Origin of the sequence: Streptomyces sp. A0958, from assembly GCF_004795035.1 — a bacterium.
Taxonomy (GTDB): domain Bacteria; phylum Actinomycetota; class Actinomycetes; order Streptomycetales; family Streptomycetaceae; genus Streptomyces.
Map to the genome: position 1 here is coordinate 34,343 of NZ_SSBK01000001.1, position 26,508 is coordinate 60,850.

Below are 26,508 nucleotides of genomic sequence, written 5' to 3' on the forward strand. Positions count from 1 at the left end.
AAAGGTCTAGTCCACTATCGCTGTTTGTTGCGCATCCATACAAAATCCCCGGTACCGGTTACGGGGATCGGCCCGGATTGTCGAGAACGGCCCCCGGTCCGGTCGGGGGCCCGGCTCAGCCCGGCAGGATCACGCTGCGCGACAGATTGCGCGGATGGTCCGGGTCGTACCCCTTCGACTCGGCCAGCACCACCGCGAGCCGCTGCGCCCGGATCAGGTCGGCCATCGGGTCCGCCGACCGGTGGGCGACCAGTGTCCCGCCGACCGCCGCCACCTCGCCCGCCAGCCCCTCGGGCAGGGCGCCGAAGACCCAGGCCACCCGGTTCGGCCCGGTGATCGAGATCGGGCCGTGGCGGTACTCCATCGCCGGGTACGACTCGGTCCAGGCGCCCGCCGCCTCGCGCATCTTCAGCCCCGCCTCCTGGGCCAGGCCGTACGTCCAGCCGCGCCCCAGGAACGTCCACTGCTCGGCCGCGACCACCGCCTCGTCCAGCGGCTCGGTCACCGCCAGCTCCGCGTCCACGGCCGCCTCGGCGACGGTCTTCACGCCCGCTGGAAGCGGACCCGCCGCCTCCAGGCCCGCCCGCAGGAAGGCGAGCGCGGTGGTGGCGAACCGGGTCTGGACCACCGACTCCTCGTCGGCCCAGTCCAGCACGGCCACCACGTCGGCCGCCTCCATGACGGGCGTCTTCGGGTCGGCGGTCAGCGCGACGGTGGCCGTCCTCCCGCGCAGCTCGCCCAGGAGCGCCAGCACCTCGCTCGTCGTACCGGAACGGGTGATCGCCACCACCCGGTCGTACGGCCGCCCGGCGGGGAACTCCGACGAGGCGTACGCGTCGGTCTCGCCCTGACCGGCGGCCTCCCGCAGCGCCGCGTAGGCGATGGCCATGAACCAGGAGGTGCCGCACCCGGTGACGGCGACCCGCTCGCCCGGCCGCGGCAGCCCCTCGAACTCCGCGCCCGCCTGCGCGGCGCGCCGCCAGCAGCTGGGCTGGGTGGCAATTTCAGATGCGGTACGGGACATGCGGGACGGCTCCTTGCGGCTGGGCGGGTGGGGCTGCGGGAGGGACGACTCGGCGGTATCGGTGACGCCCGGGCTAAAGGTCTGGACCATTAAGCTCCGTACGTCGAGACCTACTTAGCAGCCGCCGCGCGTCCCGTGCAATGCTGCTGCGTTGTGGAAGCGATACCTCCCTGGTGTAGACCTCTGCGCCGGTGGCGGGGAAAATCGCAGCTCACCCGAAGGGCCCCGCGCGGATGCGGGAGCCCGCGGGAGGCGTAGACGACGAGGACGGACAGGGCTGTGCAGCGGCGTTACTTGGGACTGACAGCGGCTGTCGCCGCACTGGGGATGACGGCCACACTGTCGGGCTGCGGTGGCAGCGGCGGCTCGGGCGACGTCACGTTGAAGCTGGTCGCGGCCGACTACGGCACGAGTGACGCGAACAAGTCCGACAAGTACTGGGACGGTGTCGCCCGCGGCTTCGAGGCGTCCCACCCCGGCATCAAGGTCGAGGTCACCATCTACCCCTGGACGGACATCGACCGCAAGGTCGCCGAGATGGTGAAGGCGGGCAAGGCCCCCGACATAGCGCAGATCGGCGCCTACGCGGACTACGCCAAGGCCGGGAAGCTCTACTCCGCCGACCAGATGCTCACCATCCCCACCCAGGCGAACTTCCTCCCGAAGCTCGCCGACGCCGGCCGCGTCAACCGCATCCAGTACGGGCTGCCCTTCGCCGCCAGCACCCGGCTGCTCTTCTACAACAAGAAGCTGTTCAGCCAGGCGGGCCTCCAAGCCCCGCAGACCTGGAGCGACATCGCCGCTGACGCCGCGACGCTCAAGCAGCGCGGGGTGGCGTACCCCTTCGCGCTGCCGCTCGGCCAGGAGGAGTCCCAGGCCGAGACCCTGATGTGGATGCTCAGCGGTGGCGGCGCCTACACCGACGACGTCGGCGCGTACGACATCGACTCGGAGGAGAACGCCAAGACGTTCAACTGGCTGAAGTCGAACCTCGTCGACAAGGGCCTCGTCGGCCCCGTCGCCCCCGGCAAGCTCAACCGGGCGGATGCCTTCAAGGCGTTCACCAAGGGGCAGGTCGGCATGCTCAACGGCCACCCCACGCTGATGGAGGAGGCGCAGCAGAAGGGCGTCGACGTCGGCATGGTGCCGCTGCCCGGAGAGAAGGGCCCGACCGAGGGGTCGATGGGCGTCGCCGACTGGATCATGGGGTTCAAGCAGAACGACCACCGGGCCGAGATCGGCAAGTTCTTCGACTTCCTGTTCGACGACAAGAACGTGATCGCGTTCGCCGACACGTACGACATGCTGCCGGTCACGGACAGCGCGTCGGCGTCGATGGAGGACAACCCCGACTTCAAGCCGCTCCACAAGTTCCTCGCGGCGCTGCCGGAGGCGGAGTTCTACCCGTTCGGCAAGACGTCCTGGGCACAGGCGAGCGAGTCGATCAAGGAGAACATCGGCAAGGCCGTGGAGCCGGGGGCGAACCCGGAGACCGTGCTCGCGAAGATAGCGCGGGAGTCGACCGCGGCGGAGGCGGCGGAGTAGCCGGAGCGGTCGGTTCCGTGGCGGCTCGCCGTTTCGTGGGGAGAGGACGCGCCATATATTGGCTGATATGACCGCCCTCCCCCCGAACGGCCCCCCCGGCCCCGACGAGCCCGCCCCGCTGTCCGACCGCGACCGCGCGGTCCTGGCGGTCGAGCGGCAGTCGTGGGCGGGGCCGGGAGCGAAGGAACGGGCGATCCGGGAACGGCTCGGGATCTCACCCACGCGCTATTACCAGCTGCTGAACTCGCTGCTCGACGACCGGCGGGCGCTGGAGGAGGACCCGGTGACGGTGAACCGCCTGCGGCGGGTGCGGGAGGCTCGGCGGGGGCGGCGGTAGGGGGTGCGGTGCGGGCGCGTTCCGCCTGCGGCGGGCCTGTTCCCTACCCGCCCTTCCCGAAACCGGGGCTCCGCCCGGACCCCGCGCCTCAAGCGCCGCCTTTCAAGCCCCTCCGGCGATTGAGGAGCGGGGGTACGGGGGCAGCGCCCCCACAAGGGGTTGAGCCGCACCCGGCGCGCCGCGCCGCTACGCTCGACGCATGGGCAGCCATCCGCACACCCCCACCCCGACCACCCCCGCCGGCCGGGACGGCCTCGCCGCGCTACTCGCCCGGCCGGCCGAGGCCCTTGTCGCGCTCGACTTCGACGGGACGCTGGCCGACATCGTGCCGGACCCGGACCAGGCCCGGGCCCACCCCGGGGCCGTCGAGGCGCTGGCCGAACTCGCGCCGCAGGTGGCATCGGTCGCCGTGATCACCGGCCGGCCGGCCGGGGTCGCGGTGCGGTACGGCGGGTTCGCCGGGGTCGCCGGGCTGGACCACCTCGTCGTTCTCGGGCACTACGGGGCCGAGCGCTGGGACGCCGTGACCGGGACCGTCCGGGCCCCCGCCCCGCACCCCGGGGTCGCCGCCGTACGGGCCGAACTCCCCGGCGTGCTGGACCGGTTCGATTCCTGGCGGGGCACCTGGACGGAGGACAAGGGCCGGGCGCTCGCCGTGCACACCCGCCGCGCCGCCGACCCGCAGGCCGCGTTCGACGCGCTGCGCGAACCCCTCGCCGAGCTCGCCGCGCGGCACGGGCTGATCGTCGAGCCGGGCCGCATGGTCCTGGAGCTGCGCCCGCCCGGCATGGACAAGGGCGTGGCGCTCACCGAGTACGCGCGCGAGATCGGCGCCCGGTCCGTGCTCTACGCGGGCGACGACCTGGGCGACCTCGCCGCCTACGCCGCCGTGGAGAAGCTGCGCGGCGACGAGGCCGATCCGGTCCCCGGCCTGCTGGTCTGCAGCGGAAGTGCCGAGGTGCACGAACTCGCCGAGCACGCCGACCTGTTGGTGCCGGGGCCCGGAGCGGTCGTGGAGTTCCTTCAGTCGCTGGCCCGCCGGCTGGCGGCCGGGACCGGCTGACCGGCCCCCGCCCGTCCTACCCCCGCCGCAACGCCTCCAGCTGGTCCAGGAACCACTGCTGCGGCGGCAGCGCGGTGGCCGCCTCGGCCAGGCGCTCCGAGCGGGCGGCCCGTACGTCGTCGGGCAGGGTCAGCGCCTCGTGCAGGGCGTCGGCGGTGGCGGACACGTCGTACGGGTTCACCGTGAACGCGTGCTCGCCCAGCTCCTCGTAGGCGCCCGCCTCCCGTGACAGGACCAGCGCGACGCCCTCGTCGGAGACGACCGGGACCTCCTTGGCGACCAGGTTCATCCCGTCCCGGATCGGGTTGACGAGCGCCACGTCGGCCAGCCGGTACGCGGCGAGCGAGCGGGCGAAGTCGTCCTTGACGTGCAGGACGACCGGCGTCCAGTCCGCCGTCCCGTACGTCTTGTTGATCGCGTCGGCCACGCGCTGGACCTCGGCGGTGTACTCGCGGTAGACGGCGAGGTCCTGCCGCGAGGGGTAGGCGAACGCGACGTGCACGACGCGCTCGCGCCACTCGGGCCGCTCGTCGAGGAGGGTGCGGTAGGCGTGCAGGCCCCGGACGATGTTCTTGGACAGCTCCGTGCGGTCGACCCGCACCACGGTCCTGCGGCCGGGGCCCACCTGTTCGCGCAGGGCCGCCATCCGCTCGTCCACGTCCGCCTCGTGCGCGCGGCGGCGCAGGAAGTCGGCGTCGGCGCCCAGCCCGTGCACCCCGATCCTGGTCCGGCCGGTGCCGCCCAGGATCTCCGTGCAGCAGCCGATGAAGGCGTCCGCCCAGCGGCGGGTCAGGAAGGCGGCCCGGTCGGCGCCCAGGATGCCGCGCAGCAGCTGTTCGGCGATGTCGTCCGGGAGCAGCCGGAAGTAGTCGACGGGCGCCCACGGGGTGTGCGAGAAGTGGCCGATCCTCAGGTCGGGGCGCAGCTCGCGGAGCATGCCGGGGACCAGCGACAGGTGGTAGTCCTGCACCAGGACGGCCGCGCCCTCGCCCGCCTCCTCGGCGAGCGCTTCGGCGAAGGCCCGGTTGTACGCCTCGAAGGAGGCCCACTGCCTGCGGAACTCCGTGTCGAAGACGGGCTCGACGGGCGTCTGGTAGAGCAGGTGGTGGATGAACCACAGCACCGAGTTCGCGATGCCGTTGTACGCGTCGGCGTGCACGTCGGCGTCGATGTCGAGCATCCGGACGCCCGGCTCGCCGACCCCGCGCCGCACCGCCTCGCGGTCGCCGTCGCCGAGGGCGGCGCAGACCCACATCTTGTCGTCGACGGCGCTCAGGCCGGAGACGAGTCCGCCCCCGCCCCGTTTCGCTTCGAGTGAGCCGTCCTCGTGCACCGTGTACGACACGGGGCCGCGGTTGGACGCGACGAGGACCTGGGCAGCGGGCTGGGGTGCGTGCTCGGAGACCATGGCCGGAATCTAGCCCGATCCGGAACCGCCCAAACGTACGAAGTCGGACGGGGACGGGGAGTGATCAGGCCGCGCGGCGTGCCGCGTACTCCTCGATCTCCCGCATCGGCGGCCTCTCCTGGGTGTCGACCGGGTAGGTGTGCGGGACGAATCCGTGCGGTCCGCGCTCGAACTGGGTGAGGGAGGGGCGGACCAGGTGGCCGCGGGAGAGCCGCACCTGCGCGGTGCGGTAGATGGCGGCGGCCATCCGGCCGAGCGCCTGGCCGTCCTGGTGGCGGTGGACGCGGACGCCGACGTCGACCTGGGCGAGGGCGTCCAGGCCGACGGTGTGCAGGGCGTCGACGAGCAGGCCCAGCTCCACCCCGTAGCCGACCGGGAAGGGCAGCCGCTCCAGCAGTGAGCGGCGTACGGCGTACTCGCCGCCCAGCGGCTGGACGAAGCCGGCCAGCAGCGGCCAGTGCAGATTCAGCAGCGGCCGGGCCACCAGTTCGGTGACGCGGCCGCCCTGGCCCGCCACCTCGCCGAGCGGCCGGTCGTACATGGCCTTGACGAACTGCACCTCGGGGTCGGTGAGCAGCGGGCCGACGATGCCGGAGACGAAGTCGGCGGAGAAGTCCTTGAGGTCCGCGTCGATGAAGCACAGGATGTCGCCGCTGGTCACCAGGAGCGAGCGCCACAGCACCTCGCCCTTGCCGGGGACGGCCGGGAGGCGGGGCAGGATCGCGTCCCGGTGGACCACCCGGGCCCCGGCGCGGCGGGCGACCTCGGCGGTGGCGTCCGTGGAGCCGGAGTCGATCACGACGAGCTCGTCGACCAGCCGGTTCTTCTCCATGAGCTCGCGGCGGATGGTCGCGACGATGTCCCCGACGGTCTCGGCTTCGTTGAGGGCGGGCAGAACGACGCTCACGCCCGTACCGCCCGTACCGCCCGTACCGTGCGCGCCGATCGCGGTGGCCTGCGGATGCGCCGGCGGGCGGTCGGCGGCCGACCAGGAACGCCTGGTCAGCCAGCGTTCGACCTCTTCGAGCACGGTCGATACTCCCTGTATGTGATCCATCTCGCGGTTCGGACGACTATCTCAACAGTCCGAGGCTTCGGTTACAGTCTTGAACAACGCGGACGACCGTCGCATGCCGGGGTCGGTCCGCGAACAAACGCCTGGATCCATGGTCCAGTGCCACAGCGCTCATCCAGAGGGACAGAGGGAACGGCCCGTTGAAGTCCCGGCAACCCTCCTGCCGACCGCGAGGTCAGGTGGGGAAGGTGCCAATTCCGTCTTGCGGCGAAACGCGTCGCAAGGAAGATGAGGAGAAAGGGCCTCGCCATCATGGCTGTTGAGACTGTCGCAGCACACACCGAATCCACTGTGGACCTGGGTCCCGCCGCGGCGCTTTCCTGCCGCGAGTGCGGTGAGCGGTTCGCACTCGGCCCCATTTTCGCCTGCGCGTCCTGTTTCGGGCCGCTCGAAGTGGCGTACGACCTGCCGAGCGGCTCCCCCGACGAGCTGAAGAAGCGCATCGAGGCCGGTCCGGACAACATCTGGCGTTACGCGCCGCTGCTGCCGGTGCCCTCCGATGTCGCGGACAAGCCCAATCTGAACCCCGGCTTCACCAAGCTGGTCAAGGCCGACAACCTCGCCCGCGAGCTGGGCGTCACCGGCGGCCTGTACGTCAAGGACGACTCCGGCAACCCGACGCACTCCTTCAAGGACCGCGTCGTCGCGATCGCCGTCGAGGCCGCCCGCGCCTTCGGCTTCACCACCCTGTCGTGCTCCTCCACCGGCAACCTCGCCGGCGCGGTCGGCGCCGCCGCCGCCCGCGCGGGGCTGCGGTCCTGTGTGTTCATCCCGCACGACCTGGAGCAGGGCAAGGTCGTCATGGCCGCGGTGTACGGCGGTGAGCTGGTCGGCATCGAGGGCAACTACGACGACGTCAACCGCTTCTGCTCGGAGCTCATCGGCGACCCGCTCGGCGAGGGCTGGGGCTTCGTCAACGTCAACCTGCGCCCGTACTACGGCGAGGGCTCCAAGACCCTGGCGTACGAGATCTGCGAGCAGCTCGGCTGGCGGCTGCCCGACCAGATCGTCATCCCGATCGCGTCCGGCTCGCAGCTCACGAAGATCGACAAGGGCCTCCAGGAGCTGATCAGGCTGGGCCTGGTCGAGGACAAGCCGTACAAGATCTTCGGCGCCCAGGCCGAGGGCTGCTCCCCGGTCTCCACCGCCTTCAAGGCCGGTCACGACGTGGTCCGCCCGCAGAAGCCGAACACGATCGCCAAGTCCCTGGCGATCGGCAACCCGGCCGACGGCCCGTACGTCCTGGACATCGCCCGCCGCACCGGCGGCGCCGTCGAGGACGTGAACGACGAGCAGGTCGTCGACGCGATCAAGCTGCTGGCCCGCACCGAGGGCATCTTCGCCGAGACGGCGGGCGGGGTGACGGTCGGCGTGACGAAGAAGCTGATCGAGGCCGGCCTGCTCGACCCGGCGCTCACCACCGTCGTCCTGAACACGGGTGACGGCCTCAAGACGCTGGACGCGGTGGCCGAGACCTCGCAGGCGACCGCCACGATCCGCCCGAGCCTGGACGCCTTCCGCGCCGCCGGACTCGCCACCAGCTGAGCAGCCTCCGACCCACTCCAGTCTCCAGGAAGGGCACCCCATGAGCGTCAAGGTCCGCATCCCCACCATCCTCCGCACCTACACGGGCGGCCAGGCCGAGGTCCCGGCCGAGGGCGCGACCCTCTCCGAGGTCATCACGTCGCTGGAGAAGGACCACCCGGGCATCGCCGCCCGCGTCCTGGACGACCAGGGCAAGCTGCGCCGCTTCGTCAACGTGTACGTCAACGACGACGACGTGCGCTTCGAGGGCGGCCTGGACACGGCGACCCCGGACGGCGCCGGCATCTCGATCATTCCCGCGGTCGCCGGCGGCTGCTGAGCCCCGGGGGCCTTTCAAGATCGGCCCCGACTTCACCGTGTCACCAAAATTGCCCCCTCTGCGAGAGAAGCGGAGGGGGCAATTCTGCATGGTTGAGCGCGGTAGAGTGTGGGAAGTCCCCCTCGCTGCCCGTGCCGCTCGCATATGAGAATGCGCCGCGCCACGACTAGATGCAGCCAAAGTGCCTGATCCTCTTGCGCCATAAGTCGCCTTTGTCGGGCCCGACTTGCCCTGCAATCTCGCGAATTCCTCATATTCGGGCGATCGGTGCTGCGCAGAATTGTCGTCCGATTGACCTGTTGCAGAGGGCAGTTGGGCAGATACATTCAGCCGCGGTCGGCGCGTTCCGGCGCACACACCCTCTCCTGTCGGAGGGTGGATTCTGACCCGGGTCCGCGAAGTGCGGGCCTGTGCAAGGGCCAGTAATAGGGGAGTTAGGCATGGCTCAGGGCACCGTCAAGTGGTTCAACGCGGAGAAGGGGTACGGCTTCATCGCGGTCGACGGTGGTGCGGATGTTTTCGTCCACTACAGCGCGATCCAGATGGACGGGTACCGCACCCTCGAAGAGGGTCAGCGAGTTGAGTTCGAGATCTCGCAGGGCCAGAAGGGGCCGCAGGCGGACATGGTCAAGCTCGCCGTCGGCTGAGCCCGGCACGGTCACGACGCAGTCGGCCACGACACCACTCACGCACGAAGGGTCCGTACCGAGGGGTACGGGCCCTTCGCGCGTCCGGGGCGCGCCCGCGATGTCCACGGGCGTTCGTGCCCGCCCGTCGCCCGGACGCCACCCTCAAGGAGTCCGAGGCGCTTGCACTCTCGGGGGTCGAGTGCTAATCATTGGGCTTAGCACTCTCCAGGTGAGAGTGACAGAACTTGGACCGGGCCGGTGAGGCCCGCAGGCGTGGCGGGGCAAGGAACCGCCAGGCACGCAGGCCGTCCGTCGCGGGCGCCACTCGGTCCGGAGCAATCCACCCCTGTCCGGGAGGACCACTTCACATGGCCAAGATCATCGCGTTCGACGAGGAGGCCCGGCGCGGTCTCGAGCGCGGCATGAACCAGCTCGCCGACGCCGTCAAGGTCACCCTTGGCCCCAAGGGCCGCAACGTCGTCCTCGAGAAGAAGTGGGGCGCCCCCACGATCACCAACGATGGTGTTTCCATCGCCAAGGAGATCGAGCTGGAGGACCCGTACGAGAAGATCGGTGCGGAGCTGGTCAAGGAGGTCGCCAAGAAGACGGACGACGTCGCCGGCGACGGTACGACCACCGCCACCGTTCTCGCCCAGGCTCTCGTCCGCGAGGGTCTGCGCAACGTGGCCGCGGGTGCGAACCCGATGGCTCTCAAGCGGGGCATCGAGAAGGCCGTCGAGGCCGTCTCCGCCGCCCTCCTGGAGCAGGCCAAGGACGTGGAGACCAAGGAGCAGATCGCTTCGACCGCCTCCATCTCCGCCGCCGACACCCAGATCGGCGAGCTCATCGCCGAGGCCATGGACAAGGTCGGCAAGGAAGGCGTCATCACCGTCGAGGAGTCCCAGACCTTCGGTCTGGAGCTGGAGCTCACCGAGGGTATGCGCTTCGACAAGGGCTACATCTCGGCGTACTTCGCCACGGACATGGAGCGCATGGAGTCGTCCCTCGACGACCCGTACATCCTGATCGTGAACTCCAAGGTCAGCAACGTGAAGGACCTCCTTCCGCTGCTGGAGAAGGTCATGCAGTCCGGCAAGCCGCTGCTGATCATCGCCGAGGACGTCGAGGGCGAGGCCCTGTCGACCCTGGTCGTCAACAAGATCCGTGGCACCTTCAAGTCCGTCGCCGTCAAGGCCCCGGGCTTCGGTGACCGCCGCAAGGCCATGCTCGGCGACATCGCCATCCTCACCGGTGGCACCGTCATCTCCGAGGAGGTCGGCCTCAAGCTGGAGAACGCCGGTCTCGACCTGCTCGGCCGTGCCCGCAAGGTCGTCATCACCAAGGACGAGACGACGATCGTCGACGGTGCCGGTGACAGCGACCAGGTCCAGGGCCGCGTCAACCAGATCCGTGCCGAGATCGAGAACTCCGACTCGGACTACGACCGCGAGAAGCTCCAGGAGCGCCTGGCGAAGCTGGCCGGCGGCGTGGCCGTCATCAAGGCCGGTGCCGCCACCGAGGTCGAGCTCAAGGAGCGCAAGCACCGCATCGAGGACGCGGTGCGCAACGCCAAGGCCGCCGTCGAGGAGGGCATCGTCGCCGGTGGTGGCGTGGCTCTGCTCCAGGCCTCGGCCGTCTTCGAGAAGCTGGAGCTCTCGGGTGACGAGGCGACCGGCGCCAACGCCGTCAAGCTCGCCCTTGAGGCCCCGCTGAAGCAGATCGCCGTCAACGGTGGTCTCGAAGGTGGCGTCGTCGTGGAGAAGGTGCGCAACCTGCCGATCGGTCACGGCCTCAACGCCGCGACCGGCGAGTACGTCGACATGATCGCCGAGGGCATTCTCGACCCGGCGAAGGTCACGCGCTCCGCCCTGCAGAACGCCGCGTCGATCGCCGCGCTGTTCCTCACCACCGAGGCCGTCATCGCCGACAAGCCGGAGAAGGCCGCCGCGGCCGCTCCGGGCGGCATGCCGGGCGGTGACATGGACTTCTGATCCTGACGGATCGGTAGTTCCTGTTCGGCTGTGCACGGCACCGGCCCCCGGGGAGAGATCCCCGGGGGCCGGTGCCGTTGGCGTGTGCGCGGCGCGGCTCGTGTGCCGTACAGACGTGTGCCGTACCGTCCACGCCTCGCGCCCGTCACCGGCTGAAGACCGTCTCCGGGAACCGGTCGGACGGGCCGTCGAGCAACTGGTCGTCGTGGCCGCGCGGCCGGCGGTCGAAGAACGACGTCACATGCCGTGCGTCTCAGGGGAGTCGGCGGCCCGTCCGGTGACGTACCCAGACGTTCGGCTCGGCGTAGACCGCCAGGTCGTGCGCGAGTTCGCACCGCACCGGGACGAGGGCGCCCGGCACTTCGGTGTCGCCGTCGCGGTCGAAGGGCAGGCCCGTCCACTCCCGCCACTGCGCGAGCGAACCGGTGACGGTCATCGACGCCGGGGCGACCTTCTCGATCGTGCCGCCGACCCTGACGTGCGCCCTCAGCCACGGGTCCTCCGGCAGCCCGTCGTCGCGCCGGCGGCCGATGTAGGCGGCCATCGGGACGTGCGGGTGAAGATGCTTGGACGTCGGGCGGACCGGAGCGAACAGCGCGTCATGTCCCTGCTGGGCGGCGGCGTTCCGCAGCGCCTCCAGCATCCGGTACGACAGGCCGCGCCCGAGGTGTGCCCGGTCCACGGTGATCTCCAGCGCGCTCGCCGCCGACACCGCCCGCCCGTTCCAGCGGTCCTGGAACGCCCAGCTCAGCACCCGGTCCCAGCCCTGGTCGGGGGTCGTTTCGCGGCCCTCCGTCGTGCCGTCGAAGGGCACGGCGAGGCCGCGTGCCACCACGCGGTCGGCGTCGGTCGCCACCACGCAGTACGCGGGGAACTCGCCCGCCACCCGGCCCACCAGAGCGTTGCCGACCAGGTCGTGCGGGACGAAGGGCGGCCAGGTGTTGTCGATCTCGTATATCCGGGTGATCAGGGCGGGCCGTTCGGAGAGCGGGGTGATCAGGATGCCGTCGTCGTGTGCTGTGGTGTCCATGATCCGGACTGTTCCACAGACGTCGGGCGGGGCGCGAGGCGTTTCCCGCGCGGCCGCCGGGCGGGGTCCGAGGTGGTTCGGCCCGCCTGTTCCCCGCGCGGCCACCGGGTCGGGGCCGAGGCGGTTTCCGGCCCGGTCAGCCTGCGTCGAGTCGGCCTGCGTCGAGTCCGTCGACCAGGCGGCCCAGGAAGCGGTCGAAGGTGGCGTCCGGGGTGACGGGCCGCCCGGCCGCGGCCAGCGCCCCGGCCAGCTCCGGATGGTGGCCGTCGCCCGCGACCTCGGCGAGGTAGCGGGCCTCGGCGGCGGCCCGGCCGGGCGCCTCGGCGACCCGCGCCCGGCCGACCTCGTACGCCACATGGCCCGCCACGAACGCCGTGAGCTGGGCGAAGATCTCCAGTCGTGCCGCCCCGTCGAGACCGATGGGCCGCAGGGCGGTCAGGGCGTGCTCCAGGAAGGCGAGGGCCCGGGGGCCGAGCGTGCGGCGGTCCTGCACGGCGGCGGGCAGCCAGGGGTGGCGGAGCATGTGGGCGCGCTGGAGACGGCCGATGGTCTTGAGGTCGGCGCGCCAGTCGCCGGTGAGCGGGCCGGTGGTGGGCAGCTCGCCGGAGACGTGGTCGATCATCAGGTCGAGCAGCGTCTCCTTGTCGGGGGCGTAGCTGTACAGCGACATGACGCCCGCGCCGACCTCGGCGGCGACCCGGCGCATGGTGACCGCGTCCAGCCCCTCGGCGTCCGCGACGGCGACGGCCGCCGCCGTGATCGCCTCCCGGCTGAAGGCGGGCCTGCGCCCCCGGCGGGGCCGGTCCGGGGCCAGCCACAGTTCTCGCGGGTCGACGCCGCCGGCGCCGGGCCCCTCGGTGCGGGTCACGGTCTCAGCCCCTCTCACCTGGGTCGTTCCACTGTCCCATCCAAGCATCTACTATTCTCGTACACAGTACGAGAATGATGGCTCATGGAGGCGAACGATGACACCACCCACGCCCGAAGCCCGACCGGGGCCCGCATGGACGCCGTCGTCCGCGAGGCCGCCGCTCGCCTCCCGGCTGATGCGCTCCACCTGGCGCGACCTCCCGGCCGCACGCCACAAGGCGGGCGTCGAGCGGAGCCTGACCGTCCCCGCCGCCGACGGCAGCCCGCTGGTCACGGACCACTACTTCCCGCGCACCCAGGGCGACTTCCCCACCCTCCTGGTGCGCTCGCCCTACGGGCGGGGCGTGCCGTGGTCCCCGCAGTACGGGATGCTCTTCGCCGAACAGGGCTTCCACGTCGTCCTGCAGAGCTGCCGGGGCACCGGCGGCTCGGGCGGCGACTTCCACCTCTGGCGCAACGAGGCCGCCGACGGCCTGGCCGCCGTCGACTGGCTGCGCGAGCAGCCCTGGTTCGACGGGAACCTGGGGACGGTCGGACCCAGCTACCTCGGGTACGTCCAGTGGGCGCTGGCCCTCGAACCGCCGCCGGAGCTGAAGGCGATGGTGGTGCAGGTGGGGCTGCACGACCCGTACGCCCTCTTCCACACCGATGGCGTGCTCCACCTGGAGACCGCGCTCGCCGTCGGCGCGGGCATGACGTACCAGCACCGGGGCATGGGGCCGTTCGTCCGCGCGACGCTGCGGCTCCAGCGCCGGATGCGCTCCCTCGTCGCCGCACGCCCGCTGCGCGGCGCGTACGCGGACGCGCTCGGCGGCGAAGTGCCCTGGCTGGACGGGGTGATGACCCACCCGGACGCGGACGACCCGTACTGGGGCGGCGCGTCCCTGGCCGGTGCGGCGGACCGGGCGGCCGTCCCCACCGCGCTGATCACCGGGTGGCACGACGCCCTCGCCGACCAGACCTTCGGGCAGTACGACCGGCTGCGCCGGGCGGGCGCCGAGGCCACCCTGCTCGTCGGCCCGTGGACCCACACCTCGGCCCTGCAGAAGGGCTGGCCCGAGGTGTTCGCCGAATCACTCGCCTGGCTCCGCGCCCACCTGTGCGCCGACCCCTCCGGCCTGCGTCCCACCCCCGTACGCGTACACACGGGCGGTACGGAACCGGCCGTGCGGGACCTCGAAGCGTGGCCCCCGGCCACGGCGGCCACCGCCTCGTGGTTCCCGGCCCCCGGCGGCCACCTCACCGCCGAGCCGCCCACCGACGCGGCGCCCCTGGCGTCCTTCCGCCACGACCCGGCCGACCCCACGCCCTCGCTGGGCGGCCCCCTCCTCTCCCGTACCGCCGGGGCGCGCGACAACGGCGCGCTGGAAGCCCGCGAGGACGTCCTCACGTTCACCGGACCGGTCCTCACCGAACCCCTCACCGTCCTCGGCCCGGTCTCCGCCCGGATCAGCGCGTCCACGGACACCGGGTACGGGGACGTGTTCACCCGCCTGTGCGACGTGGACCCCGAGGGGCGCTCCACCAACGTCTGCGACGGCCTGGCCCAGCTGCGCACCACGGGCCCGGACCCGGTCCGGGTGACGGTCCCGATGAGCCACACGGCCCACCGGTTCGGCGTCGGCCACCGCGTCCGCTGGCAGATCAGCGGCGGCGCGCACCCGCGCTTCGCGCCCAACCCGGGCACCGGCGAGTCGCGGGCGGAGGCGACGGAATCCGTACCGGTACGGGTCACCGTCCACGCGGACTCGGAGCTGATCCTGCCCACGGGGTGACCGGCATGCGCATGCGGGTACTTGCGCCGCGTTACGCAAAAAAATGACGAGCCGACGCACCTGTGCGCCAGTAAGTTGGAAACTGATCGCAGGAGTCTTGTGGACGGGGAGCCGGGGGTCCTACTGTCACCTCACTCATGACGGCGGCGACTCCCCACGCGCGCACGGCCGTTGACCCCCTGAGAGAAACGGGCACGCGATGTCACGGATGACCACCGACGCTTCGGTGAGGGCGCGAAGACCGCGCAGGACAGGGCTGTACGCGACCGCGGTCGCCTCGGTGACCGCGGCGGCCGTCGGGCTCGGGGTGCTGGCCGGTACGCCCGCGGTCGCCGGCCCCCGCGCCGCCGCCCCGGCCCCGGTCGTCACCCGGGCCGCCCTCGACCCGGCACTGGTCGCGGGGAAGGGTGCCAAGGTGGCCTTCGCCGAGCAGGAGGCCGAGAACGCGGTCACCGACGGCACGGTCATCGGCCCGGACCGCAGCGCGTACACGCTGCCGTCCGAGGCCTCGGGCCGCAAGGCGGTCAAGCTGGCGCCGGGGCAGCACGTCGAGTTCACGCTGCCCGCGTCGGCCAACGCCATCACCGTGCGCTACAGCATCCCGGACGCCCCGGGCGGCGGCGGGATCACCGCACCGCTCGACGTCTCGGTGAACGGCGCCAAGCGCTCCACGATGACGCTGACCTCGCAGTACGCGTGGCTGTACAACCAGTACCCGTTCTCCAACGACCCCGGCGCCGGGCTCCTCCACCCGGACTGGTGGATCACCGAGTGCTCCTGCGTGCCCGCCGAGACGACCCCCGCCCCGGTCATCGACAAGCCGTACCGGCCCAGCCACTTCTACGACGAGCAGCGCCTCCTGCTCGGCCGGACCTACCGCGCGGGCGACACCGTACGGCTGACCGTGCCGGCCGGCAGCCGGGCCGCGTGGACGGCCATCGACCTCCTCGACTCGGAGCTGGTCGGGCTTCCGCACGTGGAACTGCTCGCCGCCAACGTATGGGCGTTCGGGGCCGATCCGACCGGTCGGCGGGACGCGGCGGACGCGATCGACAAGGCCATCGCCTTCGCCCGGCGCACCCACCTCAAGGTGTACATCCCGCCGGGGACGTACCGGGTCGACCGCCACATCGTCGTGGACGACGTCACGATCGTCGGCGCGGGCAACTGGTACACGAAGATCAAGGGCAGCGAGGTCGCGCTCGACAAGCCCGCCGCCGACGGCTCGGTGCACACCGGCGTCGGCTTCTACGGGAAGTCCGCGGCCGAGGGCGGCAGCCGCAACGTCCACCTGTCCGGCTTCGCCATCGAGGGCGACGTACGCGAACGCGTCGACACCGACCAGGTCAACGCCATCGGCGGGGCGATGAGCGATTCGACCATCGAGGGGCTGCACATCAGCCACACCAAGGTCGGCATGTGGTTCGACGGCCCGATGAAGAACCTGCGGATCTCGGGGAACATCATCGTCGACCAGATCGCCGACGCCATCAACTTCCACACCGGCGTGACCGATTCACGGGTCACGGACACCTTCGTACGCAACTCCGGCGACGACGGCCTCGCCATGTGGGCCGAGAAGACGACCAACGCCCGCAACACCTTCGCCCACAACACCGTCCAGACCCCGGTCCTCGCCAACGGCATCGCGATCTACGGCGGCACCGACACCACCGTCTCGGACAACCTCGTCGCCGACCCGGTCCGCGAGGGCAGCGCCCTGCACATCGGCTCCCGCTTCGGCGCCGAGCCCTTCGCCGGGAAGCTGAACGTCACGGGCAACACGACGGCCCGCGCGGGCACGTACGAACTGAACTGGAACATCGGCCTCGGCGCCCTGTGGGTCTACGCCCTGGACCGGAGCATCGACGCCGCCGACATCCGGGTCACCGGCAACGACTTCCTGGACAGCACCTACAACGCGATCATGCTCGTCTCCGACTGGGCGGTGAAGGACCAGTACGTCATCGAGAACATCCACTTCAAGGACATCCGGGTCGACGGCACGGGTACCTCGGTGCTGAGCGCCCGCGCGGCGGGCGGCGCCACCTTCGAGAACGTGGACGCGCGCAACGTCGGCGCGGTGGGCGTCAACAACTGCGGCTCGTTCAACTTCCCCTCCACGGGATCGGAGTTCGCCCTCACGGACCTGGGCGGCAACGACGGCGACTGGCTCGCCCCCTGGCTGCTGCCCAACACGATCACCTGCGACGACCGCCCGGAGGTGGTCCCGCCCCCGGCCCCGGGCGCGTGGTGACCACCCCTGACGGCCTGACGCCCTGACGGCGGTCATCGGTGCGGCCGGTCCTCGCGGACCGGCCGCACCGGCGCACGCTCCCGTTGCATACGCTCGACACAGCGCGCGGCAACCAGCCGTCCACTCGACCAGCGGGAGAGACTTCGGTATGGCCGTCATCCACCACACCACCGTTCAGCCGACCAAGCTCGAACTGCTCACCACCTGGCTCCCCACCCGCCCCTGGTACCAAGGCGGGGAGGCGCGGCCGGGGTTGGCGAAGTCCGGCGGTTTCCGGCTCGACGACCCGCAGGGCGAGGTGGGCATCGAGTTCATGGTGACCACCGACACCTCGGGCCCCGCCCCGGTCACCTACTTCGTCCCCCTCACCTACCGCGGCGCCCCGCTCGAAGGCGCGGAGGCCGCCCTCGTCGGCACCATGGAGCACGGCGTGCTGGGCCGGCGCTGGGTGTACGACGGCTGCCAGGACCCGGTCCTGGCCGAGCAGCTGTTCGCCCTGGTCGAGGGCCGCGCCCAGGCCCAGGCCCAGAGCACCAGCGACGCCCCCGACCCCACCATCACCCGCTCCTGCACCGCCCCGAGCCTGCCCTCCGGCACCTTCACCGCCACGGTGACCGACGACCACGAGGGCACGGACATCGCCGCCGCCGGCGCGACCCTCCACCTGAACCGGGTCCTGCACCCGGCCGGGGAGGGCGACCCGCTCCCGGAGGGCGCGACGGGCCATGTGGCAGGCCCCTGGCGCACGTCGGACGATGCGGAGGTGCGGGGGGCTTTCGCGGTGCTGCGTACGGCGTAGGAGGCGGGAGCGGCCCTGGGTCAGGGGGCTTGGCCACCGCCGAGCTTGATGCTTCCATCGGCGTTACGGGGGCCGGTGCTCTCGACGATCTCGCTGAAGTCGAACTCGCCGGCCTCCATGGCATCGAAACCCTCCTGCCGCAGGTGACGCTTGACCGCGTCCTCCATGGCGAGGCTCACGGCCTGTGCCTTGGTCTTGGTGCCGATGATGCGCATGTCCTCGTGGGCCGTGTGGGCCGTGTGGGCCGTCACCGCTTGGGCCGCTCCGACTTGGGCAGCATTCCCGCCCGAACCGCGCGAGCCTTCGCCCGCACCCTTTGCTCGGGCAGGGGCCGCCTCCGCCCCTCGGGGACGCGGCCGGGCTTGCCCCGGCAGGCCCCGCACTTGCCGCCCGCCAGCGCTTCGGGGCTGCCGGGCACCTGGCACTGGCTGCACTCCAGCGAGCGCAGCACGGTGCGAGGCGTCAGAGCATCCCGGGCGGGCGGCAGCTTGGTCCGCAGCCGCTTGCCGACGAACGCGGCGGCGTGGTGGACGCGTTCCGGCAGCCCGGCGGTCAGCGCGTGCATGATCTCGCTCTCGGTGGCGCCCCGCGTCAGCCATTCCCCGACCTGGGGCTCCAGCGCCACGCAGTCCCTGTGCGACAGCGACAGCGCGGGCGCGGTGCGGCCGAGCGCGGCGAGCAGGATGAACGCCCGCGAGCGGGTGGGCCGTTGGGTGTCCATAGGTACGTCACCCCTGCTGAACGCCGCCCACCACGCGTCGTCCCGCGCGGTACGGGAGAAGAACGTACGCGTCACCCACAGCAGGCTCTCGCCGCTCGCCACGCACTCGCTGCCCCGGCGCAGGTGTCCCGCCTCCTGGAGCCGGTTCAGCGTGGTGCGGATCGCGCACTGCCCGTACGGGAGCGCCTTCGCCAACGTCTTCACGGAGATGTCGGCGCCGTCGCACAGCCCGTCGACGTACGCGGCGATGGCGGCGTCACGGGGGACGAGATGGGTGAAGTCCGCGCCGGTACGGGGGCGCTGGTCCGGGGCCGAGCGCTTGCCGTAGCCGGGGTTGGCCATCGGGTGGTCGGGCGCGGGGGCACCACTAAACTGGCTGGCAGCCATCAGATCGCTCACTTGACCTTCGATCGAGGTGGTCAGGCCCCTGCCGGTGTTTCCGCACCGGCAGGGGCCGTCTTGGTCTGTGTCCTCGCTGAAGCTAGAGCGCGACTACCTTCCGTCGCAACTTGATCGCGAAAAGTGAACCCTTGCGGGTCACGAGGGTGGGCGGGTGGGTTTCAAGCCCACCGACCATTCCACTGAAAGAGCGCTCGGACCTCGGAACTTGAGCCCCGGGGGCGCATGTTCTTGCCGGGATCGGTGACTGTCCTGCCGTGACCCGTTCGCGGGAGGGAACATCAACCCATGCACGTATCAATGGTGAAGTGGGCGTACGCCGTGGCCGAGGCAGAGCTGAGTGAATCGCTCCCCCGCCGGTGGGCGCACTCGCAAGGGGTCGCTCAGCGCGCGGCCGAACTGACTGCAATCGTCGGATGCGACGGGGAACTGCTGATCTCTGCGGCTGTCTTGCACGATGTGGGCCACGCCCCGCGGTTGGCGGCAACCGGCTTTCATCCACTGGATGGGGCCCGGTTTCTTCGCGACATCCATGCTGCTGATCAGAGGCTGGTGCGGCTGGTGGCGAACCACTCGCTGGCACTGCTGGAAGCTGAGGAGCGCGGGTTGCGTGGCGCGTTGGAGGCTGAGTTTCCCCTGCTCGAAGACCGGCGGCTCGTGGACGCCCTCATCTACTGCGACATGACAACCGCACCCAGCGGAGAAAACACTTCCGTCGTGGCTCGGCTGGCGGAGATTGCCGTCCGTTACGGTACCGACAGTCTGGTGGGGCGGTTCATCCGTCGGGCATCGCCGGAGATTCTTGCCACTGTGGAGCGGGTAGAGGCGGCTTTGGCGGCTCAGCCCAGGTAGGGGTACGTGCCGGCGAGGTAGTCGCCGATCTGCTGGCGCATGCTGGGATGGATGTCGTACCGGTCCAGGTCGGTCGGCTGGACATAGCGGACTCCGTCGGCTTCGTCGTTGATGGTGGGCTCACCACCCACCGGGCGCCCGATGTACGTGTTCTCGTACTGCTGCCGGATCTCGCCGTCGGTGTAGGCAACGATGTGGTTGGGGTTCGTATAGACCCCGAGGAAGCCGGTGATCTCGGCGACGATGCCGGTCTCTTCCAGGCACTCGCGCACCGCACACTGTGCTGCCGTCTCGCCGATGTCCTGGGCGCCGCCCGGCAACGCCCACTGGCCTGTGTCCCGACGACGCTGGAGAAGGATGGCGCCGCTGTCGTCGACGACGAGCAGGTTGTTGGCGGGAATGAGCGTGTTCGCCTTGGGGGCTTCGGGGTCGTTGTAGTACTCAGTCCTGCCCATGTGACGAGGACCCCTCCTGGTTTGGCGTCCAAGGCCGCGCGGTGGCCCACACGGCTTCGAAACTCTGAGCGTAGTTGTCGAACCATCCTGCAGTCTCATAGCGCTTCAGGTGCAGGATGGGGTTTGCGTGCTTCTACCTGTCCGCACTGTTCACTGCGGCTGATGAGATTCGGCGCTACCTGTGCTCAGGCGTTCCGGTCGTAGTGGAGAGTTACTTCGCTCGCTGCCTCGCCACCCACAGCGCTCTCGGCGTCCGTCTCAACGTTGGTCTGCCGCCCGATCTGCCGCAGCCCGTTAGCTACCAGCTGACGTGCAGCGAAGACGAGCGCCGACGCCGGCTCGCTGAGCGGACCAAGCCGGGTTCCCGCTGGGACGCTCTCATCGAGGGATCTGGCGACCGGGTCGATGACGCCTATGCCCAGTTCCCGATGCACCGCGTGGACACCACGCGTCTGGACCCCGACGAGGTCGTCCAGGCGGTTCTCGCCATCGATACGCAAGGAGCCCACCACCGTGCAAACGCGGAGCCTGTGGGAGCACACACTCACCTTCTTTCCCCATTTCCTCGCCGCGCTGAACGAGCGTGCCACTCCTGACGCCACTGTCGCGGTCATCGGCGCGAGCGACGGCAAGTTCGTCCTGCCGCTGGCCGCCGCCGGCTACCGGGTGATCGCCGTAGAACGCGACGCTCTTGCACTTCACGGTGGTGAGGTCACGCTCCCGGGTGACAACCGGACCCACGCGATGGGCCTCATCGACCGGCTCAAGCTCGAATCGCTGTACGACCGAGTGCAGGTCGTGGAGGGGGACTTCCTTCAAGGGGAGCCTCTGGACATGCCCTGCGACGCGATCTGGACGAGCTGCTCGTGGCATTACAGTGCCAACCACCATCGCCCGCTCGCCGAGTTCCTCACCCGCATGCAGTCGTCGGTACGCCGGGGCGGGCTGTTCGGCGCGGAGTTCATGATGCCTGTCACCCAGCGCCAGAGCCTGATCGAGCATTACACGTCCCCTGAGGAACTCAGGTGTCACTTCATCGGCGACTGGGACGTTCTGCTGACCCTGAGCACGAGTGAGTTCGCCGAGCGGGCGCACATCGGTCAGCTCCAGGACCACACCCACCGAATGGGCCTGCTTCTTGCGGGCCGCGTGTCCTCGCAGCGCTAAGGAAGAACCCATGAAGCACGAGTACGAGGCCAAGTTCCTCGCCATCGACGTCGTCGGCATTCAGGCCAAGCTGACGACCCTGGGCGCAGCCCAAGCGTTCCCGCGTACCCTTCTCACCCGCAAGATCTTCGAGAACGAGGCCCTCGAAGGAGGTGCATGGGTGCGGTTGCGCGACGAGGGCACCCGCTCGACGCTGACTCTCAAGCAGGTCACCGACGCCAGCACGATCGACGGCACAACCGAGATCGAAACCGAGGTCACGGACCTGCACGCCATGGCTGAGATCCTTCGCGGCCTCGGTATGCGCGAGGTCCGGTACCAGGAGAACTACCGCGAGGAGTGGCGGCTCGGCGAGGTTGCCTTCGACTTCGACACCTGGCCGGACCTCCCCACCTTCATCGAGATCGAAGGGCCCGACGAGGCATCGGTTCGACAGGCAGCCGCACTGCTCGAACTCGACTACTCCGAAGCCCGCTTTGGCAGCGTCGATGAGATCTACAGGAGCGAGGCCGGTCGGGACATCCTGGCCGAACCCACCCTCCTCTTCGCGGACGCCGACAAGAGCAGGGCAGCCCCAATGCCCGCAGGTGCCCACCTGGAGAGCTGAACTGCCATTGGGACTGGCCGTGCCACAACGGAGAAGGCCCGATGCCGACGCCCGACTGCCGGTGCTGATGGCGAGCCAACCCAGGCGCAGGCGCACGCGCACGCGCTACGGCGCTGTGGCCGGGGATGTGGGTGACGAGCGTTCAGCCCCGTACGACGCCGGTGCGTTCTGCCTGGGGCGTCCTGTACGAGTGACTGCCTCGCGGGCCGCGTCGCACTGCTCGCGTCCTGGGGGATTCCCGCCGTGCACCGCGGCGACGCCTCGGAGCCGAGTGGGTATTGGGACCTGGCATGACAACTCCCGGTTGCACACGTGCGGTTGTTGGGCCCGCACCTCTTCCAGGCTAACGAGAGAATTACCACTCTGGGTATGCATTGTCATTACTCAGCGTGGAAGGAATGGATCATGACGACTACGGAACGGCGCAGGGCGGCGGGCAGAGTGCGGGAGGCCGAGGAGGTGGTGGCGCGGCTGAGAGAAGGGTTCGCGGGGGTCGGGGTCACGCTGCCGTCGCTGCGGGTCGACCCGGTCTCGTGTGCGGCCGACGAGGCGAACGTGCTGGTCGACCTGGGTCGCTGCAACCTCGACACGGCGCTGCGCCTGTGCGGTGTGCTGGACGGGAAGGCGGCGGGTCATGGCGGGTGAGTGCGGCGGACTGGAGGCGTGTACGCCGGAGCCGGGGTCGTTCGCCGTGGACGTGCGGGACGGGCGGGTGGGCCGGGTGATGGGGCGCGTCGGGCCGTACGTGCAGCTTCGGCCGCCGGGTGGTGGGCCGGAGTGGGACTGCCCGCCCGACTCCGTCCGGCCGGCCCCGCCGGGGGTCGTGCTGCGGGCGCGGGTGACGGAGCTCAACCGGGAGGGCCAGCTGCCCCGGTGAGGGGGGCGGGCTGTCAGCGATGGGCGGGACGGTGAGGCATGGGACTTTCGATCCGGGCGAGTGCCGATGAGGCGACGGGACTGTGGACTGCCGTTGGCGACGACGGCAGCAGGTCGCACAGTGCTGCGGCGGACACGTACGAGGAGGCGGTGGCGTTGGTTCACGAGGCGTTCGGGCTGCCCGCTCATCGGCCGTCGCCTGCGCTGCCGCCCGGATGGCACCGGTTCACGCTGATCCACTGCCCGGTGGGGAAGCGTCCACGCGTGGACGGCCCGGAGTACGACGGAATCAGGTCCAGCCCACCGCAGGGGTGCAGGGTCGAGGATGGCGGTGAGTGTTTCGGGCTCGTCTGCGAGCGACAGGGGGCGACACTGCTCGACGCGGTGGCCGAGGTGTGTGCCGAGATCCGGACGGGACACGGTCTGCTGATGACCGATCTCGGGATCGAGAAGCTGTGGGAGTGGTCGGCGGACGGCACCGACGGGTGGGATGCGGAGATCGTGGGCCAGTTGCTCCTGATGGCCGCGGAACGCGGACCGAAGCTCGGGTACGGCGTGGACGACCTCGTACGGTTCCTGCACACGGCTGCCGGGACTCGGGGCGGTCGGTAGCCTGCGGGCATGGTGACCATGGACATGAGCATGGAAAGCGATGCCCGACTGGCCGTCAGGGCGGCCCGCGCGGGCGCGGCCGTCGTGCGCGAGATGTACGGGGAGCCGCTGGCGCGGTTCGAGAAGTCCGCCGGTGACTTCGCTACGGCGGCGGACATCGCGGCCGAGGAGGCCATACTCGGCGTGCTCCGCGCTGCCCGGCCCGATGACGCGGTGACGGGGGAGGAGAGCGGGGCGAGCGGGGACGCGGGCGCTGAGCGCAGGTGGCTGGTCGATCCGCTGTGCGGCACGCTGAACTACGCGGTGGGCAACATGCTGGTCGCGGTGAACGTCGCCCTGCGGGCGGGCTCCGGCATCACGGCGGCTGCCTCCGCCGACCCGTTCAGCGGCGAGGTCTTCTGGACCGACGGTGCGCAGGCGTGGGTGCGGGCGGGGGACGGGGCCGACGAGAAGCTCATACCCTCGGCCGGGTCACGGCTGGTCGACGTCAACCTCGACCCGCCGTTCCCGCACGCCCCCGGCTTCCGCGCGGTGGACCTCCTGGCCGCACCGGAGTTCGTCGCCGGGTTCCGGCCGCGCGTCGTCTCCAGCACGCTGGCCGTCGCCTGGGTCGCCGCCGGCCGTCGGGCCGCGTACGTCACCGACGGGACCCCGGGTCTGCGCCTCGAAAGCGTCCACTGCGCCGCGGGCATCGCGCTCTGCGAAGCCTCCGGATGCGTCGTGACCGGTATCGACGGCGAGCCCGTGCACACGGGCGCGGGCGGCCTGATCGTGGCGGCGGACCGCGAGACGCACGACGCGTTGCTGGCGATGGCGAGGAAGCAGGCCGCAGCCGGGGAGTGAAGCGCCCGCGGTGCTCGGTGCGCCGCCCACACGGACGTGGGACGCTGAGGAAAGCGGCCCCGCGCCGCGAAACCGTCGATCTACGCTCCCCCGACAGGCTTCAGAAGAAGGAACCCGCGATGACCGCCGCGATGGTCGAGCACCAGCAGGACCCTGAAGGCCGCCAGTGGGAGTACCTGCTGCACACCTGGCAGGAACTGGACGTGCCCGAGGGGTGGCGCGCCGAGATCGACGAAGGACGGAGCTCCTTGGTACCGCCGCCGCATGCGCATCGCAACGGGATCGCCGCCAAGGTGCAGCGCTGCCTCTATGCCAATCTGCCCGACGAGCTGGAGATCTACCAGACCCTCGGTGTGCAGGTGGCACCCCTCGGCAAGCTGTACGTTCCGGACCTCGTGGTCATGCCGTCCGAGCTGATCGATTCCGCCGATCCCGACACCAGCATCCCCATGGACGCGTCGGAAGCCCTCCTCATCGCCGAGATCACCTCGAAGGTGAACGCCGGCGAGGACCGTACGAAGAAGTACCGCGCCTACGCCCGCGCGGGCGTGTCCATGTACCTGCTGATCGACCGGTTCGACACCCGCGGGGCCACGGCCACCCTGTTCACCGAGCCGAACGACGACGGCACGTACAAGCAGTCCGACCCGGTGCCGTTCGGCAAGCCGCTCGTTTGGCCCGCACCCTTCGACGTCACGCTGCCCACGGACGGCTTCCCGGGCTGAGGCCCTACGGCAGAGCGGCGGCACCCCATCGGGTGCCGCCGTTCCGTGCGTACGTGCTCCGCCCGTCAGACCGCCGCCGGTTCCTTCGGCGTGGCGGACGCCGTGGCCGGGTCCGGAGCGGGGGCCGGGGAGGCCGTCGCCTCCTGGGACACGTTGAACTCCGCCAGCAGATCCTTGCTGAAGCCGAAGAAGTACGTGGCGACGAAGCCCGCCAGGTAGCCGACGACCAGGCCGCCCGCGTAGATCGCGATCGTCGCGCCCAGGCCGTGGTTGCCGTCGAGCAGGGGGAACAGGGCCCAGCCGGACGGGCCGATCGCGGTGGAGCCGACCGCGTCGCCGAGCTGGTTGAAGAAGCCGACGAACGCGCCGCCGAACGCACCGCCCACGCACGCCGTGACGAACGGGCGGCCCAGCGGGAGCGAGACACCGTAGATCAGCGGTTCGCCGACGCCCAGGAAGCCCGCGGGCAGGGCCGACTTGATGGTCTTGCGGATCGACTCGTTGCGCGGGAGGCGGAAGTAGACCGCGATGGCCGCGCCGACCTGGCCGGCCCCGGCCATGGCGAGGATCGGGAGCAGGACCGTGTAGCCCTGCTGCTCGATCAGCGTCGTGTGGATCGGGATCAGCGCCTGGTGCAGGCCCAGCATGACCAGCGGGAGGAAGAAGCCGCCGAGGACGAGACCCGCGCCGGCGCCGCCGTTGGAGAGCAGCCAGTCGGCGAACGTACCGATCGCGGTGGAGACCTCGCCCGCCACGTACATCAGGCCGAAGATCGTGACCAGGCCGGAGATCAGGACCGTCAGCGTCGGCGTGACCAGCACGTCCAGGGCTTCCGGCACCCAGCGGCGGCACCACTTCTCCACGTACACCGCGAGCACCGCCGCGCCCAGTGCGCCGAGGACGCCGCCCTGGCCGGGGGAGAGCTTCTGGCCGAACGCCTCGATGTTCGCGACGCCCGGGAAGACGATGATCGCCGCGACCGCGCCGCCGAGGATCGGTGTGCCGCCGAACTCCTTCGCCGTGTTGTAGCCGACGAAGACCGCGATCAGCGCCATGAAGCCGGACGCCATCGCCGCGAGCGCCGGGGTGACCGAGGGCAGCCAGCCGAGGTTGACCAGCAGGCCGTTGAGGCCGGCGATGATGCCGCAGCCGATCAGGGCCGGGATCAGCGGCACGAAGATGTTCGCGATCCGGCGCAGGAACAGCTTGAACGGTGTGGCGTTCTTCGCCTTGCGGGCCGCCTTCATCTCGGCGCCCTGCGCGGCCAGCTCCTCGGCCGTGAGCGGGGCGGCGGCCGGGGCGGGGGCCTCGGCCCTGCCCTCCTCGACCAGCTTCTCGAACTCCGGGGTGACGCGGGCGACCGTACCGGGACCGAGCACGATCTGGTACGTGTCGTCCTCGACCACGCCCATGACGGCGGGCACGGCTTTCAGCGCCTCGTCCTGGACGAGCGAACGGTCGTGCAGGCCCAGCCGGAGCCGGGTCATGCAGTGAGCGATGGAGCTGACGTTCGCGGCGCCACCGACGAGCGGAAGGATCGCGGCGGCAGTGGCGCGGTTCTTGTCTTCTGTAGCCATGGTGCGT

General features: G+C 70.7%; 28 protein-coding genes, 1 pseudogene and 1 riboswitch. Of the genes and pseudogenes, 18 read left to right on the forward strand and 11 right to left on the reverse strand.

What is annotated here, in order from left to right; all coding sequences use genetic code 11:
• Positions 1-115: 115 nt before the first annotated feature.
• Positions 116-1,024 carry a sugar isomerase gene (locus tag E6P78_RS00195; RefSeq protein ID WP_136201455.1) on the reverse strand — a complete coding sequence of 303 codons (909 nt, stop codon included), beginning with the start codon at positions 1,022-1,024 and terminating at the stop codon, positions 116-118.
• 327 nt (positions 1,025-1,351) lie between these two features.
• On the opposite strand from E6P78_RS00195, the gene E6P78_RS00200 reads away from it, so the two are divergent.
• From E6P78_RS00200 to otsB, 3 genes are all read left to right on the forward strand, one after another.
• Positions 1,352-2,569, forward strand: coding sequence for an extracellular solute-binding protein (locus E6P78_RS00200; protein WP_206307679.1), 1,218 nt, complete (start codon positions 1,352-1,354; stop codon positions 2,567-2,569).
• A gap of 67 nt (positions 2,570-2,636) precedes the next feature.
• A complete protein-coding gene (locus E6P78_RS00205; protein ID WP_136201457.1) occupies positions 2,637-2,906 on the forward strand; it encodes a DUF3263 domain-containing protein in 270 nt (89 codons plus the stop codon).
• 199 nt (positions 2,907-3,105) lie between these two features.
• Positions 3,106-3,969, forward strand: coding sequence for a trehalose-phosphatase (otsB, locus tag E6P78_RS00210; protein WP_136201458.1), 864 nt, complete (start codon positions 3,106-3,108; stop codon positions 3,967-3,969).
• 16 nt (positions 3,970-3,985) lie between these two features.
• Here the strand turns inward: otsB and E6P78_RS00215 are convergent, their stop codons facing one another.
• Positions 3,986-5,377: a trehalose-6-phosphate synthase gene (locus E6P78_RS00215; protein ID WP_136201459.1), complete on the reverse strand. Its 1,392-nt coding sequence runs from the start codon at positions 5,375-5,377 to the stop codon at positions 3,986-3,988.
• A gap of 64 nt (positions 5,378-5,441) precedes the next feature.
• Positions 5,442-6,407 (reverse strand): glucosyl-3-phosphoglycerate synthase, encoded by a 966-nt coding sequence (locus tag E6P78_RS00220; RefSeq protein WP_136201743.1) that lies wholly within the window; start codon positions 6,405-6,407, stop codon positions 5,442-5,444.
• A gap of 153 nt (positions 6,408-6,560) precedes the next feature.
• Positions 6,561-6,687: riboswitch (SAM riboswitch) on the forward strand.
• Positions 6,688-6,704: 17 nt separating this feature from the next.
• On the opposite strand from E6P78_RS00220, the gene thrC reads away from it, so the two are divergent.
• The 4 genes from thrC (at position 6,705) to groL (ending at position 10,936) form a co-directional block, all read left to right on the forward strand.
• Entirely contained in the window at positions 6,705-7,997 is a 1,293-nt protein-coding gene (gene thrC, locus E6P78_RS00225) for a threonine synthase (protein WP_136201460.1), read from the forward strand.
• A gap of 40 nt (positions 7,998-8,037) precedes the next feature.
• Complete coding sequence (locus E6P78_RS00230; RefSeq protein ID WP_136201461.1) at positions 8,038-8,316, forward strand: MoaD/ThiS family protein; 279 nt, start codon at positions 8,038-8,040, stop codon at positions 8,314-8,316.
• 440 nt (positions 8,317-8,756) lie between these two features.
• On the forward strand, positions 8,757-8,963 hold the full coding sequence (locus E6P78_RS00235; protein WP_003967346.1) for a cold-shock protein: 207 nt from the start codon (positions 8,757-8,759) through the stop codon (positions 8,961-8,963).
• Positions 8,964-9,313: 350 nt separating this feature from the next.
• A complete protein-coding gene (gene groL / locus E6P78_RS00240; protein ID WP_136201462.1) occupies positions 9,314-10,936 on the forward strand; it encodes a chaperonin GroEL in 1,623 nt (540 codons plus the stop codon).
• A gap of 253 nt (positions 10,937-11,189) precedes the next feature.
• Here the strand turns inward: groL and E6P78_RS00245 are convergent, their stop codons facing one another.
• A complete protein-coding gene (locus tag E6P78_RS00245; RefSeq protein ID WP_136201463.1) occupies positions 11,190-11,966 on the reverse strand; it encodes an N-acetyltransferase in 777 nt (258 codons plus the stop codon).
• Positions 11,967-12,102: 136 nt separating this feature from the next.
• Positions 12,103-12,834 (reverse strand): TetR/AcrR family transcriptional regulator C-terminal domain-containing protein, encoded by a 732-nt coding sequence (locus E6P78_RS00250; RefSeq protein WP_136201464.1) that lies wholly within the window; start codon positions 12,832-12,834, stop codon positions 12,103-12,105.
• Between the two features lie 97 nt (positions 12,835-12,931).
• Between E6P78_RS00250 and E6P78_RS00255 the strand changes: the two genes are divergently transcribed.
• The 3 genes from E6P78_RS00255 to E6P78_RS00265 all read left to right on the forward strand — a co-directional run bounded on the left by E6P78_RS00255 (position 12,932) and on the right by E6P78_RS00265 (position 17,667).
• Entirely contained in the window at positions 12,932-14,611 is a 1,680-nt protein-coding gene (locus tag E6P78_RS00255; protein ID WP_136201465.1) for a CocE/NonD family hydrolase, read from the forward strand.
• A 199-nt stretch (positions 14,612-14,810) separates the two neighbouring features.
• Positions 14,811-16,868, forward strand: coding sequence for a glycosyl hydrolase family 28-related protein (locus tag E6P78_RS00260; RefSeq protein WP_136201466.1), 2,058 nt, complete (start codon positions 14,811-14,813; stop codon positions 16,866-16,868).
• Positions 16,869-17,016: 148 nt separating this feature from the next.
• Positions 17,017-17,667, forward strand: coding sequence for a 1,4-alpha-glucan branching protein (locus E6P78_RS00265; protein WP_136201467.1), 651 nt, complete (start codon positions 17,017-17,019; stop codon positions 17,665-17,667).
• 20 nt (positions 17,668-17,687) lie between these two features.
• Here the strand turns inward: E6P78_RS00265 and E6P78_RS00270 are convergent, their stop codons facing one another.
• Both E6P78_RS00270 and E6P78_RS00275 read right to left on the reverse strand, forming a co-directional pair.
• On the reverse strand, positions 17,688-17,882 hold the full coding sequence (locus E6P78_RS00270) for a type II toxin-antitoxin system VapB family antitoxin (RefSeq protein ID WP_136201744.1): 195 nt from the start codon (positions 17,880-17,882) through the stop codon (positions 17,688-17,690).
• A gap of 32 nt (positions 17,883-17,914) precedes the next feature.
• Entirely contained in the window at positions 17,915-18,775 is an 861-nt protein-coding gene (locus E6P78_RS00275) for a hypothetical protein (RefSeq protein WP_136201468.1), read from the reverse strand.
• A gap of 300 nt (positions 18,776-19,075) precedes the next feature.
• On the opposite strand from E6P78_RS00275, the gene E6P78_RS00280 reads away from it, so the two are divergent.
• Entirely contained in the window at positions 19,076-19,639 is a 564-nt protein-coding gene (locus E6P78_RS00280; RefSeq protein WP_136201469.1) for an HD domain-containing protein, read from the forward strand.
• On the opposite strand, the gene E6P78_RS00285 is transcribed toward E6P78_RS00280, so the two are convergent.
• The 3 genes and pseudogenes from E6P78_RS00285 to E6P78_RS32585 all read right to left on the reverse strand — a co-directional run bounded on the left by E6P78_RS00285 (position 19,627) and on the right by E6P78_RS32585 (position 20,594).
• Positions 19,627-20,094 (reverse strand): NUDIX domain-containing protein, encoded by a 468-nt coding sequence (locus tag E6P78_RS00285; protein ID WP_136201470.1) that lies wholly within the window; start codon positions 20,092-20,094, stop codon positions 19,627-19,629. The genes E6P78_RS00280 and E6P78_RS00285 overlap by 13 nt on opposite strands.
• A pseudogene (locus E6P78_RS33150) lies at positions 20,081-20,237 on the reverse strand (XRE family transcriptional regulator); the annotation flags it as partial. The pseudogene E6P78_RS33150 and the gene E6P78_RS00285, both read right to left, overlap by 14 nt.
• A gap of 42 nt (positions 20,238-20,279) precedes the next feature.
• A complete protein-coding gene (locus tag E6P78_RS32585; RefSeq protein ID WP_168712523.1) occupies positions 20,280-20,594 on the reverse strand; it encodes a hypothetical protein in 315 nt (104 codons plus the stop codon).
• 13 nt (positions 20,595-20,607) lie between these two features.
• Here E6P78_RS32585 and E6P78_RS00300 point away from each other — a divergent pair, with 13 nt between their 5' ends.
• The 7 genes from E6P78_RS00300 to E6P78_RS00330 all read left to right on the forward strand — a co-directional run bounded on the left by E6P78_RS00300 (position 20,608) and on the right by E6P78_RS00330 (position 24,924).
• Complete coding sequence (locus E6P78_RS00300; protein WP_136201471.1) at positions 20,608-21,261, forward strand: SAM-dependent methyltransferase; 654 nt, start codon at positions 20,608-20,610, stop codon at positions 21,259-21,261.
• Between the two features lie 10 nt (positions 21,262-21,271).
• Positions 21,272-21,868: a class IV adenylate cyclase gene (locus E6P78_RS00305; protein WP_136201472.1), complete on the forward strand. Its 597-nt coding sequence runs from the start codon at positions 21,272-21,274 to the stop codon at positions 21,866-21,868.
• Between the two features lie 405 nt (positions 21,869-22,273).
• Positions 22,274-22,513, forward strand: coding sequence for a hypothetical protein (locus E6P78_RS00310; RefSeq protein WP_136201473.1), 240 nt, complete (start codon positions 22,274-22,276; stop codon positions 22,511-22,513).
• Positions 22,503-22,745, forward strand: a complete 243-nt coding sequence (locus E6P78_RS00315) for a hypothetical protein (protein WP_136201474.1) — start codon at positions 22,503-22,505, stop codon at positions 22,743-22,745. The genes E6P78_RS00310 and E6P78_RS00315 overlap by 11 nt, the downstream gene beginning before the upstream one ends.
• Before the next feature lie 38 nt (positions 22,746-22,783).
• On the forward strand, positions 22,784-23,356 hold the full coding sequence (locus E6P78_RS00320; RefSeq protein ID WP_240798982.1) for a hypothetical protein: 573 nt from the start codon (positions 22,784-22,786) through the stop codon (positions 23,354-23,356).
• Positions 23,357-23,365: 9 nt separating this feature from the next.
• Positions 23,366-24,199, forward strand: a complete 834-nt coding sequence (locus tag E6P78_RS00325; protein ID WP_136201475.1) for an inositol monophosphatase family protein — start codon at positions 23,366-23,368, stop codon at positions 24,197-24,199.
• Positions 24,200-24,318: 119 nt separating this feature from the next.
• Positions 24,319-24,924: a Uma2 family endonuclease gene (locus tag E6P78_RS00330; RefSeq protein ID WP_136201476.1), complete on the forward strand. Its 606-nt coding sequence runs from the start codon at positions 24,319-24,321 to the stop codon at positions 24,922-24,924.
• A gap of 65 nt (positions 24,925-24,989) precedes the next feature.
• On the opposite strand, the gene E6P78_RS00335 is transcribed toward E6P78_RS00330, so the two are convergent.
• A complete protein-coding gene (locus E6P78_RS00335; protein ID WP_136201477.1) occupies positions 24,990-26,501 on the reverse strand; it encodes a PTS transporter subunit EIIC in 1,512 nt (503 codons plus the stop codon).
• Positions 26,502-26,508 lie beyond the last annotated feature (7 nt).